Source organism: Pseudomonas sp. UBA3153 (genome assembly GCF_002364635.1).
Taxonomy (GTDB): domain Bacteria; phylum Pseudomonadota; class Gammaproteobacteria; order Pseudomonadales; family Pseudomonadaceae; genus Pseudomonas_O; species Pseudomonas_O kuykendallii.
This window is the reverse complement of record NZ_DEYR01000093.1, coordinates 12,058-32,842: the sequence shown is the minus strand read 5'-3', so window position 1 is coordinate 32,842 and position 20,785 is coordinate 12,058. Positions and strand designations below refer to the sequence as shown.

Sequence of the window (20,785 nt, the reverse complement as noted above, 5' to 3'; positions counted from 1 at the left end):
ATTACCGGAACAGTTGCGGCATTCGGTAACATAACAGTTTCGGGGTGAAACCGTTAAAACCAGCACAATTTCGGGTAACTGTGACTACAGGGTTCTCTTACCAGGGCGCATCATTTACCTCAGAAATTAACCAAACCCGCCGAATGCGGAAGGAAGTCATCATGGAACGCACCCTGAGTTCCGAACTGAACACTCAACAAGTCTCCTCGAAATCGTCAATGCCGCTTCGCCTGCTGGCCAACCTCCTGCAATGGCAGCGCCGCATGGCAAGCCGTCATCAGCTGGCGCGTCTGGATTCCCGCCTGCTCGCCGACGCCGGTATCAGCGAAGCGCAGCGTTTCTCCGAGCTGAACAAGCCGTTCTGGCGCTGAGTGGATGCCGCGTAAGCGCGTGACACGCAAAAGCGTGCCGAACAGAAAACCCGTCGCCGACAATGCCGACGGGTTTTTTGTATCTGGGCAGTCGAAATCCAGGGCGAGTTCCTGCTGAACCGCGCAATGCCCTGAAACGCAACCCGCGCCACTCCGCGCCGGAACCTGCCTCGTTTGCGCTAGTCTGAAGCTGCCGGGCGATCCTTCGCATCGCCGCTTTCCGGGACATCGCCATGCGCCGCCTCATCCTCCTTTGCTCGCTGCTCATCACCACGCCGATCTTCGCCTCCAGCTTCGTCGCGACCCTCGACCAGATCGGCGATGCGTTGTCCGCCACCGTCGATGGCACCAGCGATCTCATCTCCTCCGTCACCGATTCCAAGCTGGTGCCGGCGCGCTCGGATGCGGCCAGTTTCGTCGCCAGCCAGGGCGAAATCCGCGGCGCGCGGCTGGAAGCGGCGCTGCGTTACCTGCGTGAAGAAGGGGTGCAGCCCGGCGCCAGCGACATGAAGCTGGCCGAGGCGATCCTCGCGCGCTGAGCCCACACTGGCACTGCCGCGACGCATCCGTTAGCCTTGCCGCGCCCGGCGCCACCGGCTTGCAGCGTGGCTGGCGCCTTCGCCCACACAGCCCGTCGTTCGGCCTCTTGCCGCTTCGTTGAACTGGCGAGCCTGTTGCCCGTCCAATGGCGACTCATTCAGGGAGACCCACCATGCGTACCTCGTTGCTCGCCGCCTCGGCGATCCTGCTGTTCACCGTCGACGCCGCTCAGGCCCACACCCTGGAAGCCACCAGCAACATCGTCGTCCGCGCCCTGGGGCGCAGCATCGATTTCACCTCCGACACCACCACCTCGGTGCGCGACATGAAGGTCGTGGTCCAGGCCCGCGACGACGCGGCGAGCTTCGTCGCCAGCCACGGCGAGATTCGTGGCGCCCGGCTGGAAGCCGCCTTCGGAGCCCTGCGCGCCCGTTATCCGCAGGCCGCTGCCGCCGACGACCAGGAACTGGCCAGCGCCATCCTGGCGCTCTGACCGCACGCGCCGAGGGCCGCCCAACCGATGTTTCCGCGACTGCTCGGCGCTTTCCTGCTGCTGTTCGCCTGTGCCAGTCATGCCGACCTGCGGCTGCGACTGGACGAGAAGGGCCTGGATGCGGCGCAGATTCAAGCCAGCCAGGCCCTGATCGACGAGGCCTTCGCCAAGCTGCCGCCGCGCTTTATTCAGGCGCTCGACCGGCAGGTCACCGTGCACTGGTCGCACGACCTGCCGGATAACGGTTACGGGCGCATCACCCGCCTCGACGCGCTGTCGCTGAACGCCCGGCTGCTGCACGGCCTGGTGGACGGCAGCGCCGCCCGCGAGCAGACCGGGCGGCCCCACGGCACCGTGCGCGCCGAGCTGCTTGCCACCGTGCTCCACGAACTCACCCACCTCTACGATCGTGCCCGCCTGTGGTCGCCCGCAGAGCGCTCGCGCTTGCAGCGCTGCCGGCGCGAAGCGCAGAGCCAGGGCCTGGTCGGCCAGCGCGATGCCTGCCGCGGCGACGTGCAGCGCCGCTTCACCCTTTCCGATGATCCGCGCCTGCTCGACCTGGCCGGCTGGCAGCAGGCGGTCGGCCAGCGCGGCGCACGTGAAGGGCGCAACGGCATGGTCGCGCGCAGCGCGGACGGCTACGAGCTGAGCAATCCGCGCGAGTTCGTCGCGGTGAACATGGAGTACTTCCTGCTCGATCCGGAATACGCCTGCCGACGTCCCTCGCTGCAGCGCTATTTCAGCGAGCATTTCGGCTGGGCGCCGGCGCGCGCCCGGGCCTGCCCGGCCGAGTTCGCCTACCTCAACGCCAGCAGCGACTACCAGAAGGCGCCGCTGGGCAAGCTTGATCCTGCGCGCGTCTACGAGGTCGACTACCTGTTTGCCGAGGCCAACGACAACTGGGTCAGCCGCTGGGGCCACAGCATGCTGCGCCTGGTGGTCTGCGCGCCCGGTCGGCCGCGCGGTCCGGCCTGCCGGCTGGACCTGGACCAGCACCTGGTGCTGTCCTTCCGCGCCTTCGTCGGCGACATCCAGCTGTCCAGCTGGGACGGTCTGACCGGCGTGTATCCGTCGCGGCTTTTCATCCTGCCGCTGGCGCAGGTGATCGACGAATACACCAAGGTCGAGCTGCGCAGCCTGGCCTCGATCCCATTGCGCCTGCCGCGCGAACAGCAGGACGCGCTGGTGCGCCGCGCCGCCGAACTGCACTGGAGCTACGACGGCAACTACTACTTCCTCTCCAACAACTGCGCGGTGGAAACCCTCAAGCTGCTGCGCAGCGGAACCGGGCGCGCCGAGTTGGAAGGCCTCGACAGCATCATGCCCAACGGGCTGCTCGACTCGCTGGCCGGGCGCGGCCTGGCCGACCGCCGGGTGCTGGCCGATCCGAAGGAAGCGCTGCGCCTGGGTTATCGCTTCGACTCGTTCCGCGACCGCTATCAGGCGATGTTCGCGGTGATCAAGCAGCGCCTGGCGGTGCCGCAGGCGAAGGTGGATGACTGGCTGAGACAGCCGGCCGCGCAACGCCGGCCGTGGCTGCAGCGCGCCGACCTGCAGGCCAGTGCCGCGCTGCTGTTGCTCGAGCAGGCCGCGTTCCGCCAGCAGCTGCTGCTGGCCCAGGATGAGCTCAAGCAACGCTACATGGGCGCCAACGCCGCCAGCGACCCGACGCTGAACAAGGCCGGCGATACCATCGGCCGGATGCTGCTCAACAGCGGATTCCTCAGTCGTCCCGCCGAGCTGCTCGAGGGCGGTTATGGCCTGCCGCAGCCGAGCGAGTGGGCGCGCCTGGAACAACAGACCGCCGATCGCCAGCAGACCCTGCGTAACCTCAGCGACGATCTCGACAAGGACCTGCGCGAGCTGCTGCTGCCCGAGCGGCGGCGCGAACTGGAGGACAGCGAGGCGAACCTGAAGCAGGTCGGCGAGCACCTGCGCGCGTTGCACCAGCAGGCTGGCGGGCTGAAGCTGCCCTGAGGCGATGGGGCTGACGGTGGACTTGGTGGGCTGAGGCGTACCCTACGAGATCGCGGCTGGGTGGGGCGGCAGTCCGCTTCTCGCTCCGCCCGGGGCCGATCAGTACGCTCGAACGAACTGTTTCCCGCCCACCGCCTCTGATGAAGACTCATCCATCGGAGTATTCGTCATGAAGAAGACCGCATCCGCCGTCTGGCAGGGCAACCTCAAGGAAGGCAAAGGCACCATCAGCACCCAAAGCGGCGCGCTGAAGGAAAACCCGTACGGCTTCAACACCCGCTTCGAAGGCGCGCCGGGGACCAACCCCGAAGAGTTGATTGGCGCCGCGCACGCGGGCTGTTTCTCGATGGCGCTGTCGATGATGCTCGGTCAGTCAGGACTGACGCCCGAGCGGATCGACACCACCGCCGAAGTGACCCTGGACAAGGTCGGCGAGGGCTTCGAGATCACCGCCATCGCCTTGACCCTGAAGGCGCGCATCCCGGGCACCGACGACGCCACCTTCCAGGAGATCGCCAACAAGGCGAAGGAAGGCTGCCCGGTATCGAAAGTGCTGAATGCGAAGATCAGCCTGAGCGCCACGCTGGAGAGCTGAGGCAGGAGACGCCGGAGCGGCCTGCGGGTCGCTCCCTGGCGTGGGGATTTGTGATTCCGGGACGGGCGGTATGGCGCTGCGCAGAGTGCCGGCTTAGAGCACGAAGTTCATCATCTCGCGGCGATGCTGCGGATTTTCCAGTTCATCCACCAGGCCCGCCGCGATTCGGCCCAGCGACTGCAGCGGGACGTTGCCGTCGTTCTCATGCGCGCGGCGAAAGTCGTCGAGGACGAAGTCGCCGGTTATTCCCGGCGCGGCCACCAGCGTCCAGTCCAGCGTGCCGTCCAGCAGCAGCGCGCTGCAGGCATCGTCCAGCCAGGCCGGGTCGACGATCAACAAAAGCCGCTGCACCTTCGCTTTCGGCATGCCAGCGTCCAGCGCGCGCAGCGCATCCAGCAGGTTGCCCTGCCGGCCCGGCGGCAGGTCGTCGGCTCCCACGGGCAGGCGCGGCGCGCTGGCGAACACGATCACCGCATCCATCCCGGCGACGCTTTCGCCGACGCTCGCGGCATCGTACAGATCGCCCAGCTTGGCGCGCAGGCCGGGGTGCACGTCGACGGCGTTGAGGTCGCCGACCACCGCCACCGTCTCATGCTGGCGGCTTAGCAGTTCGCTCAGCAACGCGCTGCCGAGGCTCGCGTGCGCGCCGTACAGGGCGAACTTCAGGACCGGCGTTTCGGCATTGCGCATGGCGTTAGCGGCGCGAGATCAGCCAGCCGATCAGGGCCAGGGCGCCAACGCCCACCAGGGCGGTGGACAGCGGATGCTGGCGTGCACATTCGCCGGCGGCTCGGCTGGCCTTGAGGGTCTTGCGCGAGAGGTCGCCGTAGGTGTCGCCGAAGGTTTCGCGCGAGATGTTCCACAGGCGCTCGGCACGGTCGCTGAGGTCGTGGATGCTGCGCCGCGAGTCGCGGCTGGCGCTCTGTTGCAGGTCGTGCAGGGCGTTCATCAGGTTGTCGATTTCGTCCTGGATCTGCTCTTTGGTGGTCGGAGTGCGGGAAAAGAGGCTCATGGCGAATGCTCCTTCTGGGGAATGTGCTGCGTTGGACCGCCGCTTCGCGCAGAGGTGCACTGCGTTTTGCCGGCGATTGCCGCTTCGCTGGCGGAGAGGTGGGTAGGGCGCCGTGCCGAAAGCCCCTCGCGCCGTGCCGAAATTTTCTTATACTGCCGCGGCCAGGCTCCCGCCAGGCCTCAGTCCACCTGCCCATGACGTGCCCCGTGAAGATATTTCGCCCGTTGCTCCTGCTGCTTTGCGGCAGCGCTCTCAGTGCTTCCCTCCATGCGGCCGACAAAGGCGCTGCGGTTCTCCCGCCGGTGCAGGAACTCGCCTCCGGCAGCGCCCTGCTGGTCGATCTGAACAGCGACAAGGTGCTCTATTCCAGCAACCCGGACGTGGTCGTGCCGATCGCCTCGGTGACCAAGCTGATGACGGCGATGGTCACCCTCGACGCCAAGCTGCCGCTGGACGAGGTGCTGCCGATCGACATCGCCGACACCAAGGAAATGAAGGGCGTGTTCTCCCGCGTGCGCATCGGCAGCCAAATCAGCCGCCGCGAGATGCTGCAGCTGGCGCTGATGTCCTCGGAAAACCGTGCTGCGGCCAGCCTGGCGCACCACTATCCGGGCGGGCAGAAGGCCTTCATTGCGGCAATGAACGCCAAGGCGCGCGCGCTGGGCATGAGCCACACGCGTTACGTCGAGCCCACCGGGCTGTCGCTGGACAACGTCTCCACCGCCCGTGACCTGGTGCTGCTGCTCAAGGCCAGCCGCCAGTACCCGCTGCTCGGCGAGATGAGCACCACCAAGGAGCGCACCGTGGCGTTCCGCAAACCCAACTACACCCTGGGTTTCCGCAACACCAACCACCTGATCTACAAGGCCAACTGGAACATCCAGCTGACCAAGACCGGCTTCACCGACGAGGCGGGGCACTGCCTGGTGATGCGCACCACCATGGCCGGCAAGCCGGTGGCCTTCGTGGTGCTCGATGCGTTCGGCAAGTACACCCACATGGCCGACGCCACCCGCCTGCGCAACTGGCTGGAAACCGGCAAGGTCACCGCGATTCCGCTGGCGGCGAAGAGCTACAAGCAGCAGAAGAACCTCGCCGCGCGGGAGAAGGCCGCGCAGCCTGCAGCGAAGATGCAGGCCTCCAAGTAGCGGTCCTGCCGGGGCGTCGAGCCCCGGTTCTCCTGTTCAACGGCGCAGCAGCTCGTCCATCGCGGCGAACACCTGCCGCATCGCCTGCGCCTCGCGGCCCGGCCCGCCGGCACAATGTCCCCAGTCCGATTCCAGCACGCGCAGCTCGGCGCAGGGGATCAGGCTGGCCTCGTGCCGCGCATCGGTCACGGTGAAGTACAGGTCGCTGCTGCTCGGCATGACGATCGTGCGGGCGCGGATGGCCGCCAGCGCGGGCTCCGAGGGCTGGCTGCTTTGCCAGCTGTCGAGCACGCAGAGCAGATCGTTGGCGTCCTGTTCCAGGTGATCCTCTTCCCAGAACGCCAGTAGCGCCTCGACGTCGGCGAAGCCCAGTTGGCGATACAGCGCCTCTCTATAGAAAGCCTGCGAATAGGCCCAGCCGGCGTAGACCCGGCCGAAGGCGCGCAAGCCGCGTTCCGGCGGCGCCTCGTAGCGACCCTCCTGCCAGGCGCAGTCGGCACGCAACGCGGCCGCCACGCCGTCGAGAAACACCCGGTTGTGCGGCCAGCAGCGCGCGGTGGCGCAGAACGGCAGGATGCGTTCGACCTTTTCCGGGTGACGCATGGCCCAGGCGAAGGCCTGCATGCCGCCCATCGACCACCCGCATACCAGCGCCAGCTGCCAGTCGCCGAACAGCGCATCAAGCAGGCGCCGCTGCGCCTCGACGTTGTCGCCCAGCGACACGCGCGGAAAGTCGGCGCCGCGCTGGCCCTCGGCGGCATTGCTCGGCGATGTCGACCAGCCCGAGCCGAACTGGTTGGTCAGCACCACGCAGTAGTCGCCGCCGCTCAGCGGGCTGCCTGCGCCAAGCAAGGGCAGGCTGCCCCAATGTGAGCCGCCGTAGTAGCTGGGAATCAGCACGATGTTGTCGCGCGCGGCGTTCGGCCGGCCGACGACCTGGTAGCAAAGGCGCGCCTGACGCAGCGCGGCGCCGCTTTCCAGGGCCAGTTCACCCAGCTCGAAGAAGTACTTTTCTCTTTTCATATCAGTCAATTGCGGTTCGCTCCCGGATCGAGTCGGCGGCTGGGCGAGGTGCTCGCGAGCCTCCGCCGTCGTCGTTATACATACACAATGGCATGTATGTTGAATGAAGGAATCGTGCCACCGCCCGCTGGGCGCTGAACCCTTTTCCTGTTGGAGCACTGCAATGAGTCGTCATCCCGAAGCGGAAAACCTGAAGAACAGCCTGCAAGCCAAAGGCGTGAAGTACGCCGTGGCCAGCTACGTGGACATTCACGGCGTGATCAAGGGCAAGTTCGTGCCCCTGTCCCACCTCGGGCAGATGCTCGGCGGCTCCGAGCTTTACACCGGCGCCGCACTGGATGGCGTGCCCCAGGACATCAGCGACAACGAGGTGGCCGCCATGCCTGACCCGGCCAGCGCCATCCAGTGCGCCTGGAACAAGGACCTGGCCTGGTTCGCCAGCGACCTGTACCTGGATGGCAAACCCTTCGCCGCCTGCTCGCGCGGTGCACTGAAGCGCCAGGTCGATGCCGCCGCCGCCATGGGTTACACCTTCAACCTGGGCATCGAGACCGAATTCTTCATCTACAAGGACAGCGCCGATGGCGGCTTCGAGCCGATTAGCGCCCGTGACGATCTGGCCAAGCCCTGCTACGACCCGCGCGGGCTGATGGACAACATGCACATCATCGGCGAGCTGGTCGAGGCGCTGAACGAGATCGGCATGGACGTCTATTCCTTCGACCACGAAGACGCCAACGGCCAGTTCGAAACCGACTTCAAGTACGCCGACGCCATGACCATGGCCGACCGTTTCGTGTTCTTCCGCATGCTCGCCAACGAGATCGCCCGCAAGCACGGCGCCTTCGCCAGCTTCATGCCCAAGCCTTCGGCCAAGCGCACCGGCAGCGGCGCGCACTACAACATGTCGCTGGCCGACCGCGAGACCGGGCGCAACCTGTTCGAGCCCGACGGCGACGACCTGCACGACTGCGGCGTGAGCAAGCTCGGCTACCACTTCATCGCCGGCGTGCTCAAGCATGCCCAGGCCATCTGCGCGGTGATCGCGCCGACCGTGAACAGCTACAAGCGCCTGGTGCGCAAGGGCAGCATGTCCGGCTCCACCTGGGCGCCGGTGTTCGTCTGCTACGGCAACAACAACCGCACCAACATGCTGCGCATCCCGTCGCAGGGCGGTCGCGTCGAGTGCCGCGCCGCGGACATCTCCTGCAACCCGTACCTGGGCGCTGCGATGATCCTCGCCGCGGGCCTGGAGGGTGTACGCGAACAGCTCGAGCCGGGTTTGCCGCACCGCGAAAACATGTACAACTACACCGAGAAGCAGGTCGCCGAGATGGACATCGAGTGCCTGCCGCGGACCTTGAGCGAGGCCATCGATGCCTTCGAGAAGGACCCGCTGAGCCGTGAAGTCTTCGGCGACAGCCTTTTCCAAGCCTTCGTCGACTTCAAGCGTGACGAGTGGAATGCCTATCACACCCACGTATCCGACTGGGAAATCCAGCGTTACCTGAAATTCTTCTGACCACTCTTCGACCGAACAAGGAGCTGCACATGTCGTTCAAGACACTGAAAACCCTGCTCTGCGCCACCGGCCTGGCCTGCGCCAGCCTGCTGCCGATGGCCGCGCACGCCGAACAGAAGCAACAGTTCAACCTGGCCTGGACCATCTACGCCGGCTGGATGCCGTGGAAGTACGCGGAAGAGTCCGGGATTATGAAGAAATGGGCGGACAAGTACGGGATCGAGGTGAAGATCACCCAGATCAACGACTACGTCGAATCGATCAACCAGTTCACCGCCGGCCAGTTCGACGCCGTGGTGCTGACCAGCATGGACGCCCTGTCGATTCCCGCCGCGGGTGGCGTCGACAGCACCGCGCTGATCGTCGGCGACTACTCCAACGGCAACGACGGCATGGTCATGAAGGACGGCGACCTGAAGAGCATCAAGGGGCAGAAGGTCAACCTGGTCGAACTGTCGGTCTCGCATTACCTGCTGGCCCACGCGCTGGAAAGCGTCGGAATGAGCGAGCGCGACGTGCAGGTGGTCAACACCTCGGACGCGGACATCGTCGGCGCCTTCGCCAGCAAGGACGTGCGCAACGTGGTGACCTGGAACCCGCTGCTCGATGAAGTCGAGAAAACCCCGGGCGCCAAGCTGGTCTTCGACTCGAGCAAGATCCCCGGCCACATCAAGGACCTGACCCTGGCGAACACCAAGACCCTGGCGGACAACCCGGCCTTCGGCAAAGCCGTGGTCGGTGCCTGGTACGAAGTGATGGGCATCATCGCCAGCGACACCAAGGAAGGCGCCGACGCCCGCGCGTTCCTCGGCAAGGCCTCGGGCACCGACCAAGCCGGCTACGAGTCGCAGCTCAAGGGCATGAAGATGTTCTGGAAACCGACCGACTCGCTGAGCTTCATCAAGAGCGAAGAGGCCTACAAGGCGATGGACAGCGTCCGCCACTTCTCCTTCGACCACGGTCTGCTGGGCGAAGGCGCCTCCAGCGTCGACTTCATCGGCATCAGCATGCCCAACGGCAAGCTGCTCGGCGATGCCGGCAACACCAAGCTGCGTTTCGACACCACCTACATGCAGATGGCCGCCGATGGCAAACTCTGAGAACCTGTCTGCGACCTGCGCATCGGCCCTCCGGCGTGCCAGACCGTTGACCGGTTCCGAGGGCGCATCCGCCTCACGCATGGGGGGCTGGACGGCCTGACGCCTGAACCAAGGAGGCCCCTTTCCGGGGCCTTCCACCACCTACGAATCCGCTATGCGCCGCACCAAAGAAGACGCCGAGAAAACCCGCCTGAAGGTCATCGAGGCGGCACTCGAACAGTTCAGCAAGACCGGCTACTCGCGCACCACTCTGGCGATGATCGCCGACGCCGCCGGCTTCAGCCGCGGTCCCATCTACTGGCATTTCAAGAACAAGGACGAACTCTACGAGGCCGTCCTGCACTACTCCCAGGAACCGCTGGAGCACCTGGTGGCGCAGAGCACGGCGCTGGCCGACACGCCGCTGGAAGCCATCCGCTACCTGATCGCCCACTGGTTCAGCCTGCTGATCGAGAACCGCTGGCACCGCCAGTCCTTCGAGATCCTGCTGAACAAGACCGAGCTGACCTCCGAAGTCGCCGGCACTATGCGCCGCGAGCGCAAGCTGACGCGCGCCATCGTCCACTGCCTGGCCAGCCACATCAGCCTCGCCCGTGAGCGCGGCGAACTGGGCGGCGAACAACCGGCGGAGGACTGCGCGGCGCTGCTCTACAGCGCCCTGATGGGCATCACCCAGACCTGGCTGGCCGACCCCAAGTTGTTCAGCCTACGCAAGCAAGCGGGGTTCTTCAGCGAGCGTCTGATGCAACTGCTGCCGCACGTCTGAATGGCGCTTAGCCCAACAGCATCCACAGGCCCATCAGAATCATCATCAGATTCTCGGTGAGCGAGACGAAGCCCAGCGGCACGTTGCTGTCACCCCCCATGCAGGCGCACTTGAGTTCACGCTTGTCCAGGTAGACCGCCTTGAACACCGACCAGGCGCCCACCGCACCGATGAACACCGCCACTGGCGCCGCGAGCCAGATCAGCGCGCCAGCGAGCATCAGCACCGCCGCACCGGCTTCGGCGAACGGGTAGAAATAGGCGTAAGGCACAGAGCGCCGAGCGAGCAGGTCGTAGCCGAGGAACATGGTGGTGAAGCTCTCCAGGTCACGGAGCTTGAGCAGCGCCAGCACGCCCATGGAAAGGGCGATGAACCATTGCAGCGCGCGCGGCGTGAAGGGCGTGCCGAACACCGCCTGGCTCAGCGCCAGCGCCATCAGCGCGGTCATCGCGAAGGTGGCGATCACCGGCGTGTAGCTGGTCTCGCCCGGCTCGGGCACGTGCTGACCGAAATACCGGCGCAACTCGTCGTAACCGCCAATACGCTCGCCGTCGATGAAGGTCTGCGGGGTGGTCTCCACGCCGTGTTCGGCCTTGAAGGCATCGGTCTGCTCGCGGGTGGTCAGCCAATGATCGTCCACCTCGAAGCCTTTGCGCCGCAGCAGGCTGCGCGACTTCAGGCCGAACGGGCAGGTGTGTTCGGGCATGACCATGCGGTAGAGGCGTGCCAGTTTCGTATCAGGCATGGGGAGACTCCGGATCAAGGGCCTTATAGGGCTGACCCCTTCAGTCGAGGGAGATTCCCTGGCGGTCCCAGTGTCACCGAGCTCCATTCTGCGGGCCTGGATGGAAATGCGCCCGGCACCCCGTCCTGTCTGTCCGCAGGCACAAGAAAGCCGCTGGCGAATCGCTCCGCCAGCGGCTGATTCACTAAGACTTCAGTCCCGCGCGCCGCGCACACCTTGCGCCAGTTCGGCGCAGAGGCCGAGCACGCCGTCCACAGCCTGTTGCGGGGTTTCTGCCTTGGCGATCCGGTCGATAAGCGCCGAGCCGACCACCACGCCGTCGGCCAGGCGGGCGATGGCCGCCGCCTGGTCCGGGGTGCGGATGCCGAAGCCAATGCTGATCGGCAGGTCGGTGTGGCGGCGCAGGCGGGCGACGGCCTGCTCGACGTGTTCCAGGGTCGCCGAGCCGGCACCGGTGACGCCGGCCACCGAGACGTAGTAGACGAACCCGGAGCTGCCGTTGAGCACGGTCGGCAGGCGCTTGTCGTCGGTGGTCGGGGTGGTCAGGCGGATGAAGTCGATGCCCGTGGCCTGCGCCGGGTCGCAGAGGTCTTCGTTATGTTCCGGCGGCAGGTCGACGACGATCAGGCCGTCGACGCCGGCTTCCAGTGCCTCGCCGATAAAGCGCTCGACGCCCATCTTGTGGATCGGGTTGAAGTAGCCCATCAGCACCAGCGGCGTGGTCGAGTCCTCGACGCGGAATTCGCGGACCATCTGCAGCGTCTTCGCCAGGTCCTGCTTCGCTGCCAGGGCGCGGATGTTGGCCAGCTGGATCGCCGGGCCGTCGGCCATCGGGTCGGTGAAGGGCATGCCCAGCTCGATCACGTCGGCGCCCGCCTTGGGCAACCCCTTGAGGATCGCCAGCGAGGTGGCGTAGTCCGGGTCGCCGGCGGTGACGAAGGTGACCAGGGCGGCGCGGTTCTGTTGCTTCAGCTCGGCGAAGCGCGTCTGCAGGCGGCTCATATATGTTCTTCCTGTTCGTCGTAGTGGTGCATGACGGTTTGCATGTCCTTGTCGCCACGGCCGGAGAGGTTGACCACCATCAGATGGTCCTTCGGCAGGCCGGGGGCGCGCTTGAACACTTCGGCCAGCGCGTGGGCACTTTCCAGGGCCGGGATGATGCCTTCCAGGCGGCAGCACTTGTGGAAGGCGGCGAGCGCTTCCTTGTCGGTGATCGAGGTGTACTCGACGCGCCCGATGTCGTGCAGCCAGGCGTGCTCGGGGCCGATGCCGGGGTAGTCGAGGCCGGCGGAAATCGAGTGCGCGTCGATGATCTGGCCGTCGTCGTTCTGCAGCAGGAAGGTGCGGTTGCCGTGCAGCACGCCGGGCACGCCGCCGTTCAGGCTGGCCGCGTGCTGGCCGGTCGCGATGCCGTGGCCGGCCGCTTCGACGCCGATGATCTGCACCGATTGGTCGTCGAGGAACGGGTGGAACAGGCCCATGGCGTTGGAGCCGCCGCCGATGCAGGCGACCAGCGAGTCCGGCAGGCGGCCTTCCTGGGCCTGCATCTGGTCACGGGTTTCGCTGCCGATCACCGCCTGGAAGTCGCGGACCATCGCCGGATACGGGTGCGGACCGGCCACGGTGCCGATCAGGTAGAAGGTGGAGTCGACGTTGGTCACCCAGTCGCGCAGGGCTTCGTTCATCGCATCCTTCAGCGTGCCGGTGCCGGCAGTGACCGGGATCACTTCGGCGCCCAGCAGCTTCATGCGGAACACGTTGGCCTGCTGCCGATCGATGTCGGTGGTGCCCATGTAGATCACGCACTGCAGGCCGAAACGCGCGGCCACGGTGGCGGTGGCCACGCCGTGCATGCCGGCGCCGGTCTCGGCGATGATGCGTTTCTTGCCCATGCGCCGGGCCAGGAGGATCTGCCCGATGCAGTTGTTGATCTTGTGCGCGCCGGTGTGGTTCAGCTCCTCGCGCTTGAGGTAGATCTTCGCGCCGCCGCAGTGCTCGGTCAGGCGTTCGGCGAAATACAGCGGGCTCGGCCGGCCCACGTAGTCGCGCTGGAAGTAGGCCAGCTCCTTGGCGAAGGCCGGGTCCTGCTTGGCCTTCTCGTATTCGGCGGCGAGGTCGTGGATCAGCGGCATCAGCGTCTCGGCGACGTACTGCCCGCCGAACGAACCGAACAGGCCTTTGGCATCGGGGCCGTTGCGGAATGAGGTCATGGGGAGCTCCTGTTTGGCGCCCCTCTCTGGTGCGAGAAAGGGGCTGGGGGAGAGGGTGACTCACATGCTACCGCTGTGAGCCAGGATGAAAAGCGATAAGATCGCCTCAACCTGTCAGGAAAACTCACGAATATGAGCCGCGATCTTCCTCCGCTGAATGCCCTGCGCACCTTCGAGGCCGCTGCCCGCCTGGAGAGCGTAAGCCAGGCAGCGGAAGACCTTCACGTCACCCATGGGGCGGTCAGCCGGCAAATCCGCGCGCTTGAGGAGCACCTGGATCTGGTGCTGTTCGTGCGTGAAGGGCGCGGCGTAAAACTCACCGAAGCGGGCGTTCGTCTGCGCGATGCCGCCTCCGACGCCTTCGAGCGCCTGCGCGGTGTCTGCACCGAACTGCGGCAGGCGGCGGTGGACCGGCCGTTCGTGCTCGGCTGTCCGGGCAGCCTGCTGGTGCGCTGGTTCATTCCGCGCCTCGACCGGCTCAACCGCGAGCTGCCGGAGCTGCGGCTGCAGCTGTCCACCAGCCAGGGTGAGCTGGACCCGCGCAGCCCCAACGTCGACGCCACGCTGTTGTTCGCCGAGCCACCCTGGCCGGCGGACATGCAGGTGCACGAACTGGCCCGCGAATGCATCGGCCCGGTGCTCAGCCCGCGCTATGCGCGCTTCGCCGACCTGCAGGCCGCTGCTGCGGGGCGCCTGTTGGTCGAGCCGTTGCTGCACACGGCCTCGCGTCCGCAGGCCTGGCCGGAATGGGCGCGCGCGCAGGGGCTGGACGAGCACTCACTGCGCCTGGGGCAGGGTTTCGAGCATCTCTATTACCTGCTGGAAGCGGCGGTGGCCGGCCTCGGCGTAGCCATCGCGCCGCAGCAACTGGTGGCCGACGATCTCTCCGCCGGGCGCCTGGCCGCGCCCTGGGGCTTCGTCGAAACGCCGGCGCGGCTGGCGCTCTGGGTGCCCACCCGGCGCAACGACCGCCGCGCCGAACGCCTCGCCGAGTGGTTGCGCGGGGAGTTGCAGGGGCCAGTTCGCCAGGAGCAAGCGTAGGGTGGGCTTCAGCCCGCCGAGGCGGGTTGGCAATGGTGGGCTGAAGCCCACCCTACGACCTGGGGCCACGGAAGGTGCGCATGGCGCACCCTACGAGGTGCGGCGGCCCGATCCGGCGAGCGCTTTCGCGGTCAGAACGAGTACCTGGCCGTCAGCTTGACGTTTCGTGGGTCGCCGTAGATGTCGTACGGGCCCCAGGTGCTAGTGGCGATGCTGCGGTAGTAGGTCTTGTCGAACAGGTTGTTGACGTTCAGCTGCAGGTCGAGCTGGCGGGTGGCCTGGTAGCCCAGCACCAGATCCGCGATGGCATAAGCGCGCTGTTCGTTGGTCTTGGCCTCGTTGTAGATGCGACTTTGCTGGTAGACGTTGCCACCGACGCGCCAGCGGTTGAGCTCGCCGGGCAAGGTGTACAGGGTCGACAGCTTGAACATCTGCTTGGGCGAATAGGTGTCGAAGCGCGTGCCTTCCACAGTCGGGTCGGCATCCTTCTTGTACGTGGCATCGACGAAGGTGTAGCCGGCGCCCATCTGCCAGTTGGGCGTGAGCGCTCCTTGCACTTCGAGTTCGATGCCTTTGCTGCGCACCAGACCGGAGGCCTCGGAGCAGGATTCCGAGGGGTAGGTGGGGCATCCCGACTGGTCGTCCAGGGCGACCGCGCGGTTGGTCTGGTCGATCTGGAACAGTGCGATGCTGGCATTCAGGGCGCCGTCGAAATACTCGCCCTTCAGGCCGATCTCGTAGTTTTCGCCCACGATGGGCTCGATCACCTGCCGGTTTATGTCCTTGGCGGTCTGTGGCTGGAAGATATCCGTGTAGCTGGCGTACACGGAGTGGTGCTGGTCCAGTTCGTAGATCAGCCCGGCATACCGGGTGACATTGCGCACCACCTTGTAGTCGCCGGCGTCGCCATCATCTTCGTCGTAGTCGTACCAGTCCAGGCGACCGCCGAGGATCAGTTTGAGCGGGTCCGCCAGGTTCAGGCGCGTGGTCACGTAGGCACTGTCCTGGGTGGTGACATCGGTACTGGAGGCCGAGCTTACGGCCAGCGCTGGTTTCGGGTTGCCGCGGGGATTCCAGTTGTACGGGTCGACAGTGCCCGGCAGGTAACCGCCGCCGAAGTCGCCAAGGGTGTATTCGAGGCGGCGCTTGCTGGCGCCCACCACCAGTTCGTGCTCGCGCCCCAGCAGCTGGAAGGGTCCGCTGGCGAACACGTCCAGGCCGTTTTCTTCCTGCTCCATGGTCTGCGCCCACAGATAGCGCCGCGAGTTCCAGATCGAGCTGGCCAGCGCGTCGTCGTCCGTATCCGCATGCAGGGCCGCCACGCGCAGCATCCAGCCGTTGTCGAAGCGGTGTTCTAGGTTGCCGGACACGCCGACGGTGCGGTCGTCCAGGTACTCCCAGTCGTTACCGAGGAAGGTGTCGCGCGGGACGTGCAGGTGGCCGCCGTCGGCGGCCAGGGGCAGGCCGCCCCAGAAGAAGTTCGTGTGATTCTTCTGCCGATAGGCGCGCAGGGTCAGCGTGGTGTTCGCGCTCAGGTCCGCCTCGCCAGTGGCATAGAACAGGTTGTGGTCCTCCTCCACGGCATCACGGAAATTCTGGGCATCCTGATAGGTGGTGACCACGCGCCCCCGCAGGGTACCGGCGTCGTTCAGCGGTCCGCCGACATCGGCGGTGATGCCGTAGTCGTCCCAACTGCCGGCGCTGGCGCTGACAGTACCCTGGAACACCGGGGTGGGGCGCTTGTAGACCAGGTTGATCGCCGCGGAGGGATTGCCCGCGCCCTGCGTGAGGCCGGTCGCTCCGCGCACGACCTCGACCCTGTCGTACATCGCCAGGTTGGCCGTCGCGTTGGGCATGTAGGTCAGGACACTGGTCGGGAAGCCGTCGTACATGAGGGTGCTGACGGCGAAGCCACGCGACGTGAAGGACGTCCTGGCGACGCCGCCGGAGTTGTCGACGAACAGTCCCGGCGTGCTGCGCACCGCGTCTTCGATGGTGGTCATGCCTTCGTCGTCCATCCGCTGGCGGGTGATCACCGTCACCGATTGCGGCGTCTCGCGCAGCGACAGCGGCAGCTTGGTCGCCGTCTGCATCTGCCCGGTGGTGTAGGAGCCGCTGCCTTCGGTGGTGTCGGAGAGACCGCTGCTGCTGACGTTGATCCCGTCCAACTCCAGCGCGCTGCTCCTTTCGGGCGCCAGCTCCAGCGCGTAGTTACCCTGCGCGCGGGTCGCCCGCAGACCGGTGCCGGCCAGCAAATGGGCGAGGCCGTCGTTCACCGTGTAGCTGCCGCTGAGTCCCGGGCTGCTCTTGCCGGCGGTCAGGCGCGAGTCCACCGAGAGCAGGATGCCGGCTTCGCTGGCGAAGCGGTTGAGCGCCTGGTCCAGATTGCCGGCCGGAATGGCGTAGCCGCGCGCCTGTTCGCTGGCGGCGGATTGCGCCAGGGCGCTGGGCGATGCCAGCAGCGGGGTGGCGGCCAGCAGGCTGGCGAACAGGGCAGGGGTGATCGAACGGCTCAGTTGCGAGCGTTGTAAGGGGCGATGCGGCATTCCTGTTGATCCTCTTGAGAATGCTTCTTGATTGAATTCAAGAGGTATCCCGAACGAGCCGGGAAAAGCGTCAATCGGCGGGACATTTTTTGTGACAGGCCGCCGCGCCAACCTCCGTCGCCCCGTCTCAGACGCGGGGGCGGACGGTGACCCAGTAGCGCGTCAGGCTGTGCACCTCCACGGGCAGGGACTGTTGCAGCGCAGCGAGCACGCGCTCGGTGTCGGCCAGCGGGAAAACGCCGGTCAGCTCCAGCCCGGCGATTGCCGGATCGCAGCGCAGCACGCCGGGGCGGTGACGCGAGAGTTCGGCGATGAACCGGCCCAGCGGCATCCGTTCGGCGACCAGCCGGCCTTCGCTCCAGGCGATGGCGTTGCGGTCCGCGGCTTGTACCGCGCCCGCTCCATCGGCGCCAAACCACAGCGCCTGGCCAGCTTGCAGGCGCAGCACCGCCCCGTGGCGTGGGCGGATTTCCAGTTCGCCTTGGTAGAGGCCGACACGCGTGCCGCCGTCGACTTCCTGCACCGAGAAGCGCGTGCCCAGCGCCTGCACGTCGCCGCTGGGGGTTTCCACGATCAGCGGGCGATACGGCGCGATGGCTTCATGGCCGCTGCTGAGGAGGATCTCGCCGGCCAGCAGGCGGATGCGTCGCTCGCGCGCGCTGAACAGGATGTCCACCGCGCTGCCGCTGTTCAGGTCCAGGCGGCTGCCGTCGGAGAGCTCGCGATGCAGGCGTTCGCCGGTGCCGCTGTGCAGATCGGCTAGCGTCTCGCGCCACGGCAACTGCGCCTGGGCGAAGTAGCCGCTGCCGCCGGCCACCAGCAGCATGCCGAGCAGCTTCAGGGTTTGCCGGCGCCGCGCGTCGGGCATCTCGCGCAGCACCGTGCAGGCCATCTCGGCGGGCACGCCGGCCAGGGTGCCCTGTAGCCGCTGCAGGCGCTGCCAGGCGCGCTGGTGTTCGGGGTCGGCGGCCTGCCAGGCGGCGAAACGGCGCTGCGCGGCGCCATCCAGTTCGCCGCCCCAATGCACCATCAGCCAGTGGCTGGCCTGCTCGACGATGGCGGGAGCGATGGGACGATCGGTGGCGGGTTTCATTCGGCGTAGAGCACCTGATAGCAGGCCTGGATCGCGCGGATCATGTACTTCTGCACCGAGCTGACGCTGACCTGCAGGCGTTCGGCGATCTGCGGGTAGGTCAGCCCCTCGAACTGCGAGAGCAGGAAGGCCTCGCGAACCCTGGGCGGCATGCCGTCGAGCATGGTGTCGATGCGCAGCAGGGTCTCGATGACGATGGCGCGGGTTTCAAGACTGGGCGTTTCGGGCTCCGGCAGCGCCGCCAGGCTTTCCAGGTAGGCCTGTTCGATGCGCTGGCGCCGCCACTGGTCGATGACCAGGTTGCGCGCGATCTGCGCCAGGTAGCTGCGGCCCTCACCGACGCCGGGCAGGCGCCGCGTCACCAGCAGGCGCAGGAAAGTGTCCTGGGCGATATCCGCCGCCCGTTCGCGATCGCCCAGCCGCCGCCGCAACCAGCCTTGCAGCCAGCCATGGTGGTCCTGATAGAGCGCACCGAGCTGCGCATGGGACGCCGGTTCGGGAAATACCGTGGACATCCCGCCTCCTGGAAAAGATCGCAAATAAGAACGTGTCGCAATTCTACGGGTGCGGTGGGGTGATTGGGAATTCCCGAGTGGAGGCGCGCGCCACGATGCCTCTCGGCTGACGATGGGCTGATGCCACCCGGTGGAGGAAGGATGAGCTGCTGGAGCGGCCTGCGTACCCGAAACTCTTCCCGCAGCGGCAAATCAGGATCCGGTCAACCGGCATCGCGCTCTGGGCGGCGAATTCGCGTTGAACCGGAGCAGGCCTGGCCCGTCGAACGCCAGTAGCCTTTTTTGGAGTGCAGCGCCCATGACCGTCCCCAGCCCGCGTCTGGCGACGCCGGTACTGCCGAGTCGTCCGGTGGCCTTCCTGATGCATTACGTGCGTCAGCGGCCATGGCACTTCGGCGGCATGTTCCTGCTCATCGTCGGCGCCTCGGGCTGCGGCGTGGCGGTGCAGTACGGGATGAAGCTGCTGGTGGACGCGATGGCCACCGACGACCGCGTCAACGCCGCGGTATGGCCGCCCCTCGCGGTGTTCATCGGCTTGATCGTGCTGGAGAACGCGTTCTGGCGCGCTGGCGGCTGGCTCGGCTGCCGCACCGTGGTGTCGAGTTGCGTCGACGTGCGCGTCGACCTGTTCCGCTACCTCACCGGCCACCCGATGCGCTATTTCAGCGAACACTTCGCCGGCGCGCTGGGCAACCGCATCACCGCCACCGGCACCGCGGCGGGCTCGATCTTCGGCGGTCTAGCCTGGCGCATCATGCCGCCCTGCGTGGATTTCGCCGGCGCGGTGCTGGTGCTGCTGACCGTCGACGTGCGCATGGCGGTGACGCTGATCGGCTTCGTGCTGCTGGTGGCGGCGCTGATCACCGGGTTCGGTATCCTCGGCCGCTCCAAGCACCAGCGCTTCGCCGCCCAGGCCGCGCGGGTCGGCGGCGAGCTGGTGGACGTGGTCAGCAACGTTTGGACGATCAAGGCGTTCTCCGCCCGCGAACGCGAAAGTCGCCGCCTGGCCGAGGAGATCGGCGTCGAGGCGCTGGCCCACCGGCGCAGCTGGATGTACCTGGAAAAGGCCCGGGTGATCCACGACATCTGCCTGTCGGTGATGGCCGGCGGCATGCTGATCTGGGCCATCAGCCTGTGGCGTACCGGCAGCATCAGCGCCGGCGACGTGGTGATGGTCAGCACGCTGACCTTCCGCATCCTGCACGGCTCGCGCGAGCTGGCGCTGGCGCTGGTCGACACCACGCAGCAGCTCGGCGCCATCGCCGACACCCTGAAGATCATCGTGCAGCCGCATGCGCTGGACGACCCGGAAGCCAACCTGGCGCTGTCGCAGGGGCAGATCGAGTTCCGCGACGTGACCTTCCGTTACCCCGACGGCCGTCGCGTGTTCGAGCATTTCGAGCTGACCATCCCGGCCGGGCAGAAGGTCGGCATCGTCGGCTCCTCGGGCGCCGGCAAGTCGACCCTGATCAGCCTGATCCAGCGCCTCGACGACCCCCAGGCCGGGCGGGTGATGATCGATGGCCAGGACATCAGCGAAGTCAGCCAGGACAGCCTGCGCGAGCGTCTGGCGGTGGTGCCGCAGGAAGCCGCGCTGTTCAACCGGACGATCCGCGAGAACATCCGCTACGGCCGTCCGGACGCCACCGACGAGGACGTCGTGATGGCCGCGAAGAATGCCTTCTGCGACGCCTTCATCCGCGAGCTGCCGCAGGGCTACGACACCCTGGTGGGCGAGCGAGGGGTGATGCTCTCCGGTGGACAGCGCCAGCGCCTGGGCATCGCCCGCGCGTTCCTCAAGGATTCGCCGATCCTGATCCTCGACGAGGCGACCTCGGCCCTGGACACCCATTCCGAAGCGGAAATCCAGGCCGCCCTGGCCGACCTGATGCAGGGTCGCACCGTGGTGGCCGTGGCCCATCGGCTGTCCACGCTGGCCAGCTTCGACCGCATCGTCGTGCTGCAGAAAGGCGCCATCGTCGAGGACGGCCCGCCCGACGAGCTGCGCCGCCAGGGCGGACTCTTCCAGTCGCTGTGGACGATCCAGGCGGCCGGCTTCAAGCACGAGCAGTCAGACCGAGGCTGAGC

General features: G+C 66.6%; 20 protein-coding genes. 11 read left to right on the top strand and 9 right to left on the bottom strand.

Translation table 11 applies throughout. The features are described from left to right. Positions 1 to 161: 161 nt before the first annotated feature. From B2X67_RS18870 to B2X67_RS18850, 5 genes are all read left to right on the top strand, one after another. On the top strand, positions 162 to 371 hold the full coding sequence (locus tag B2X67_RS18870; protein WP_286786451.1) for a DUF1127 domain-containing protein: 210 nt from the start codon (positions 162 to 164) through the stop codon (positions 369 to 371). A 233-nt stretch (positions 372 to 604) separates the two neighbouring features. Next, on the top strand, positions 605 to 910 hold the full coding sequence (locus B2X67_RS18865) for a DUF2388 domain-containing protein (protein WP_286786450.1): 306 nt from the start codon (positions 605 to 607) through the stop codon (positions 908 to 910). Between the two features lie 173 nt (positions 911 to 1,083). Next, a complete protein-coding gene (locus tag B2X67_RS18860; RefSeq protein WP_286786449.1) occupies positions 1,084 to 1,404 on the top strand; it encodes a DUF2388 domain-containing protein in 321 nt (106 codons plus the stop codon). A gap of 27 nt (positions 1,405 to 1,431) precedes the next feature. Next, positions 1,432 to 3,381 carry a DUF4105 domain-containing protein gene (locus B2X67_RS18855; RefSeq protein ID WP_286786448.1) on the top strand — a complete coding sequence of 650 codons (1,950 nt, stop codon included), beginning with the start codon at positions 1,432 to 1,434 and terminating at the stop codon, positions 3,379 to 3,381. Positions 3,382 to 3,550: 169 nt separating this feature from the next. Next, on the top strand, positions 3,551 to 3,976 hold the full coding sequence (locus B2X67_RS18850; protein WP_090224594.1) for an OsmC family protein: 426 nt from the start codon (positions 3,551 to 3,553) through the stop codon (positions 3,974 to 3,976). Between the two features lie 93 nt (positions 3,977 to 4,069). On the opposite strand, the gene B2X67_RS18845 is transcribed toward B2X67_RS18850, so the two are convergent. Together B2X67_RS18845 and B2X67_RS18840 are read right to left on the bottom strand one after the other, a co-directional pair. Then, the gene (locus B2X67_RS18845) at positions 4,070 to 4,666 is read right to left on the bottom strand and encodes an NAD(P)-dependent oxidoreductase (RefSeq protein WP_286786447.1); all 597 of its coding nucleotides are present in this window, start codon (positions 4,664 to 4,666) and stop codon (positions 4,070 to 4,072) included. Between the two features lie 4 nt (positions 4,667 to 4,670). Further along, on the bottom strand, positions 4,671 to 4,988 hold the full coding sequence (locus B2X67_RS18840) for a DUF883 family protein (RefSeq protein ID WP_090224591.1): 318 nt from the start codon (positions 4,986 to 4,988) through the stop codon (positions 4,671 to 4,673). 230 nt (positions 4,989 to 5,218) lie between these two features. Here B2X67_RS18840 and pbpG point away from each other — a divergent pair, with 230 nt between their 5' ends. Then, positions 5,219 to 6,136 carry a D-alanyl-D-alanine endopeptidase gene (gene pbpG / locus B2X67_RS18835; protein WP_376747795.1) on the top strand — a complete coding sequence of 306 codons (918 nt, stop codon included), beginning with the start codon at positions 5,219 to 5,221 and terminating at the stop codon, positions 6,134 to 6,136. A gap of 36 nt (positions 6,137 to 6,172) precedes the next feature. Here the strand turns inward: pbpG and B2X67_RS18830 are convergent, their stop codons facing one another. Then, positions 6,173 to 7,168 (bottom strand): alpha/beta fold hydrolase, encoded by a 996-nt coding sequence (locus tag B2X67_RS18830; protein WP_286786446.1) that lies wholly within the window; start codon positions 7,166 to 7,168, stop codon positions 6,173 to 6,175. 154 nt (positions 7,169 to 7,322) lie between these two features. Between B2X67_RS18830 and glnT the strand changes: the two genes are divergently transcribed. From glnT to B2X67_RS18815, 3 genes are all read left to right on the top strand, one after another. Continuing rightward, positions 7,323 to 8,681 (top strand): type III glutamate--ammonia ligase, encoded by a 1,359-nt coding sequence (gene glnT / locus B2X67_RS18825; protein WP_286786445.1) that lies wholly within the window; start codon positions 7,323 to 7,325, stop codon positions 8,679 to 8,681. A 29-nt stretch (positions 8,682 to 8,710) separates the two neighbouring features. Next, on the top strand, positions 8,711 to 9,781 hold the full coding sequence (locus B2X67_RS18820; RefSeq protein WP_282339434.1) for a putative urea ABC transporter substrate-binding protein: 1,071 nt from the start codon (positions 8,711 to 8,713) through the stop codon (positions 9,779 to 9,781). A gap of 154 nt (positions 9,782 to 9,935) precedes the next feature. Next, positions 9,936 to 10,547, top strand: coding sequence for a TetR family transcriptional regulator (locus B2X67_RS18815; RefSeq protein WP_282339433.1), 612 nt, complete (start codon positions 9,936 to 9,938; stop codon positions 10,545 to 10,547). 7 nt (positions 10,548 to 10,554) lie between these two features. Here B2X67_RS18815 and B2X67_RS18810 read toward each other — a convergent pair whose 3' ends face one another. From B2X67_RS18810 to trpB, 3 genes are all read right to left on the bottom strand, one after another. Then, entirely contained in the window at positions 10,555 to 11,292 is a 738-nt protein-coding gene (locus B2X67_RS18810; RefSeq protein WP_286786444.1) for a glutaredoxin, read from the bottom strand. A gap of 192 nt (positions 11,293 to 11,484) precedes the next feature. Continuing rightward, a complete protein-coding gene (gene trpA, locus B2X67_RS18805) occupies positions 11,485 to 12,294 on the bottom strand; it encodes a tryptophan synthase subunit alpha (protein ID WP_286786443.1) in 810 nt (269 codons plus the stop codon). Then, positions 12,291 to 13,502 carry a tryptophan synthase subunit beta gene (gene trpB, locus B2X67_RS18800; RefSeq protein ID WP_090224577.1) on the bottom strand — a complete coding sequence of 404 codons (1,212 nt, stop codon included), beginning with the start codon at positions 13,500 to 13,502 and terminating at the stop codon, positions 12,291 to 12,293. The genes trpA and trpB overlap by 4 nt, the downstream gene beginning before the upstream one ends. 132 nt (positions 13,503 to 13,634) lie before the next feature. On the opposite strand from trpB, the gene B2X67_RS18795 reads away from it, so the two are divergent. Continuing rightward, positions 13,635 to 14,543, top strand: a complete 909-nt coding sequence (locus B2X67_RS18795) for a LysR family transcriptional regulator (RefSeq protein WP_286786442.1) — start codon at positions 13,635 to 13,637, stop codon at positions 14,541 to 14,543. A gap of 131 nt (positions 14,544 to 14,674) precedes the next feature. Here B2X67_RS18795 and B2X67_RS18790 read toward each other — a convergent pair whose 3' ends face one another. The 3 genes from B2X67_RS18790 to B2X67_RS18780 form a co-directional block, all read right to left on the bottom strand. Further along, the gene (locus tag B2X67_RS18790) at positions 14,675 to 17,089 is read right to left on the bottom strand and encodes a TonB-dependent siderophore receptor (RefSeq protein WP_286786441.1); all 2,415 of its coding nucleotides are present in this window, start codon (positions 17,087 to 17,089) and stop codon (positions 14,675 to 14,677) included. Between the two features lie 127 nt (positions 17,090 to 17,216). Next, positions 17,217 to 18,182, bottom strand: a complete 966-nt coding sequence (locus B2X67_RS18785; RefSeq protein ID WP_286786440.1) for a FecR domain-containing protein — start codon at positions 18,180 to 18,182, stop codon at positions 17,217 to 17,219. After that, positions 18,179 to 18,697 (bottom strand): sigma-70 family RNA polymerase sigma factor, encoded by a 519-nt coding sequence (locus B2X67_RS18780; protein WP_286786439.1) that lies wholly within the window; start codon positions 18,695 to 18,697, stop codon positions 18,179 to 18,181. Before B2X67_RS18780 ends, B2X67_RS18785 begins: the two co-directional genes overlap by 4 nt. Positions 18,698 to 18,995: 298 nt before the next feature. Here B2X67_RS18780 and B2X67_RS18775 point away from each other — a divergent pair, with 298 nt between their 5' ends. Further along, the gene (locus B2X67_RS18775) at positions 18,996 to 20,783 is read left to right on the top strand and encodes an ABC transporter ATP-binding protein (RefSeq protein ID WP_282339373.1); all 1,788 of its coding nucleotides are present in this window, start codon (positions 18,996 to 18,998) and stop codon (positions 20,781 to 20,783) included. Positions 20,784 to 20,785: the final 2 nt, after the last annotated feature.

Coding starts and splice junctions, on each gene's coding strand:
- B2X67_RS18870 (WP_286786451.1), top strand. CDS start 162: ATGGAACGCACCCTGAGTTCCGAACTGAACACTCAACAAGTCTCCTCG.
- B2X67_RS18865 (WP_286786450.1), top strand. CDS start 605: ATGCGCCGCCTCATCCTCCTTTGCTCGCTGCTCATCACCACGCCGATC.
- B2X67_RS18860 (WP_286786449.1), top strand. CDS start 1,084: ATGCGTACCTCGTTGCTCGCCGCCTCGGCGATCCTGCTGTTCACCGTC.
- B2X67_RS18855 (WP_286786448.1), top strand. CDS start 1,432: ATGTTTCCGCGACTGCTCGGCGCTTTCCTGCTGCTGTTCGCCTGTGCC.
- B2X67_RS18850 (WP_090224594.1), top strand. CDS start 3,551: ATGAAGAAGACCGCATCCGCCGTCTGGCAGGGCAACCTCAAGGAAGGC.
- B2X67_RS18845 (WP_286786447.1), bottom strand. CDS start 4,666: ATGCGCAATGCCGAAACGCCGGTCCTGAAGTTCGCCCTGTACGGCGCG.
- B2X67_RS18840 (WP_090224591.1), bottom strand. CDS start 4,988: ATGAGCCTCTTTTCCCGCACTCCGACCACCAAAGAGCAGATCCAGGAC.
- glnT (WP_286786445.1), top strand. CDS start 7,323: ATGAGTCGTCATCCCGAAGCGGAAAACCTGAAGAACAGCCTGCAAGCC.
- B2X67_RS18820 (WP_282339434.1), top strand. CDS start 8,711: ATGTCGTTCAAGACACTGAAAACCCTGCTCTGCGCCACCGGCCTGGCC.
- B2X67_RS18815 (WP_282339433.1), top strand. CDS start 9,936: ATGCGCCGCACCAAAGAAGACGCCGAGAAAACCCGCCTGAAGGTCATC.
- B2X67_RS18810 (WP_286786444.1), bottom strand. CDS start 11,292: ATGCCTGATACGAAACTGGCACGCCTCTACCGCATGGTCATGCCCGAA.
- trpA (WP_286786443.1), bottom strand. CDS start 12,294: ATGAGCCGCCTGCAGACGCGCTTCGCCGAGCTGAAGCAACAGAACCGC.
- trpB (WP_090224577.1), bottom strand. CDS start 13,502: ATGACCTCATTCCGCAACGGCCCCGATGCCAAAGGCCTGTTCGGTTCG.
- B2X67_RS18795 (WP_286786442.1), top strand. CDS start 13,635: ATGAGCCGCGATCTTCCTCCGCTGAATGCCCTGCGCACCTTCGAGGCC.
- B2X67_RS18790 (WP_286786441.1), bottom strand. CDS start 17,089: ATGCCGCATCGCCCCTTACAACGCTCGCAACTGAGCCGTTCGATCACC.
- B2X67_RS18785 (WP_286786440.1), bottom strand. CDS start 18,182: ATGAAACCCGCCACCGATCGTCCCATCGCTCCCGCCATCGTCGAGCAG.
- B2X67_RS18780 (WP_286786439.1), bottom strand. CDS start 18,697: ATGTCCACGGTATTTCCCGAACCGGCGTCCCATGCGCAGCTCGGTGCG.
- B2X67_RS18775 (WP_282339373.1), top strand. CDS start 18,996: ATGACCGTCCCCAGCCCGCGTCTGGCGACGCCGGTACTGCCGAGTCGT.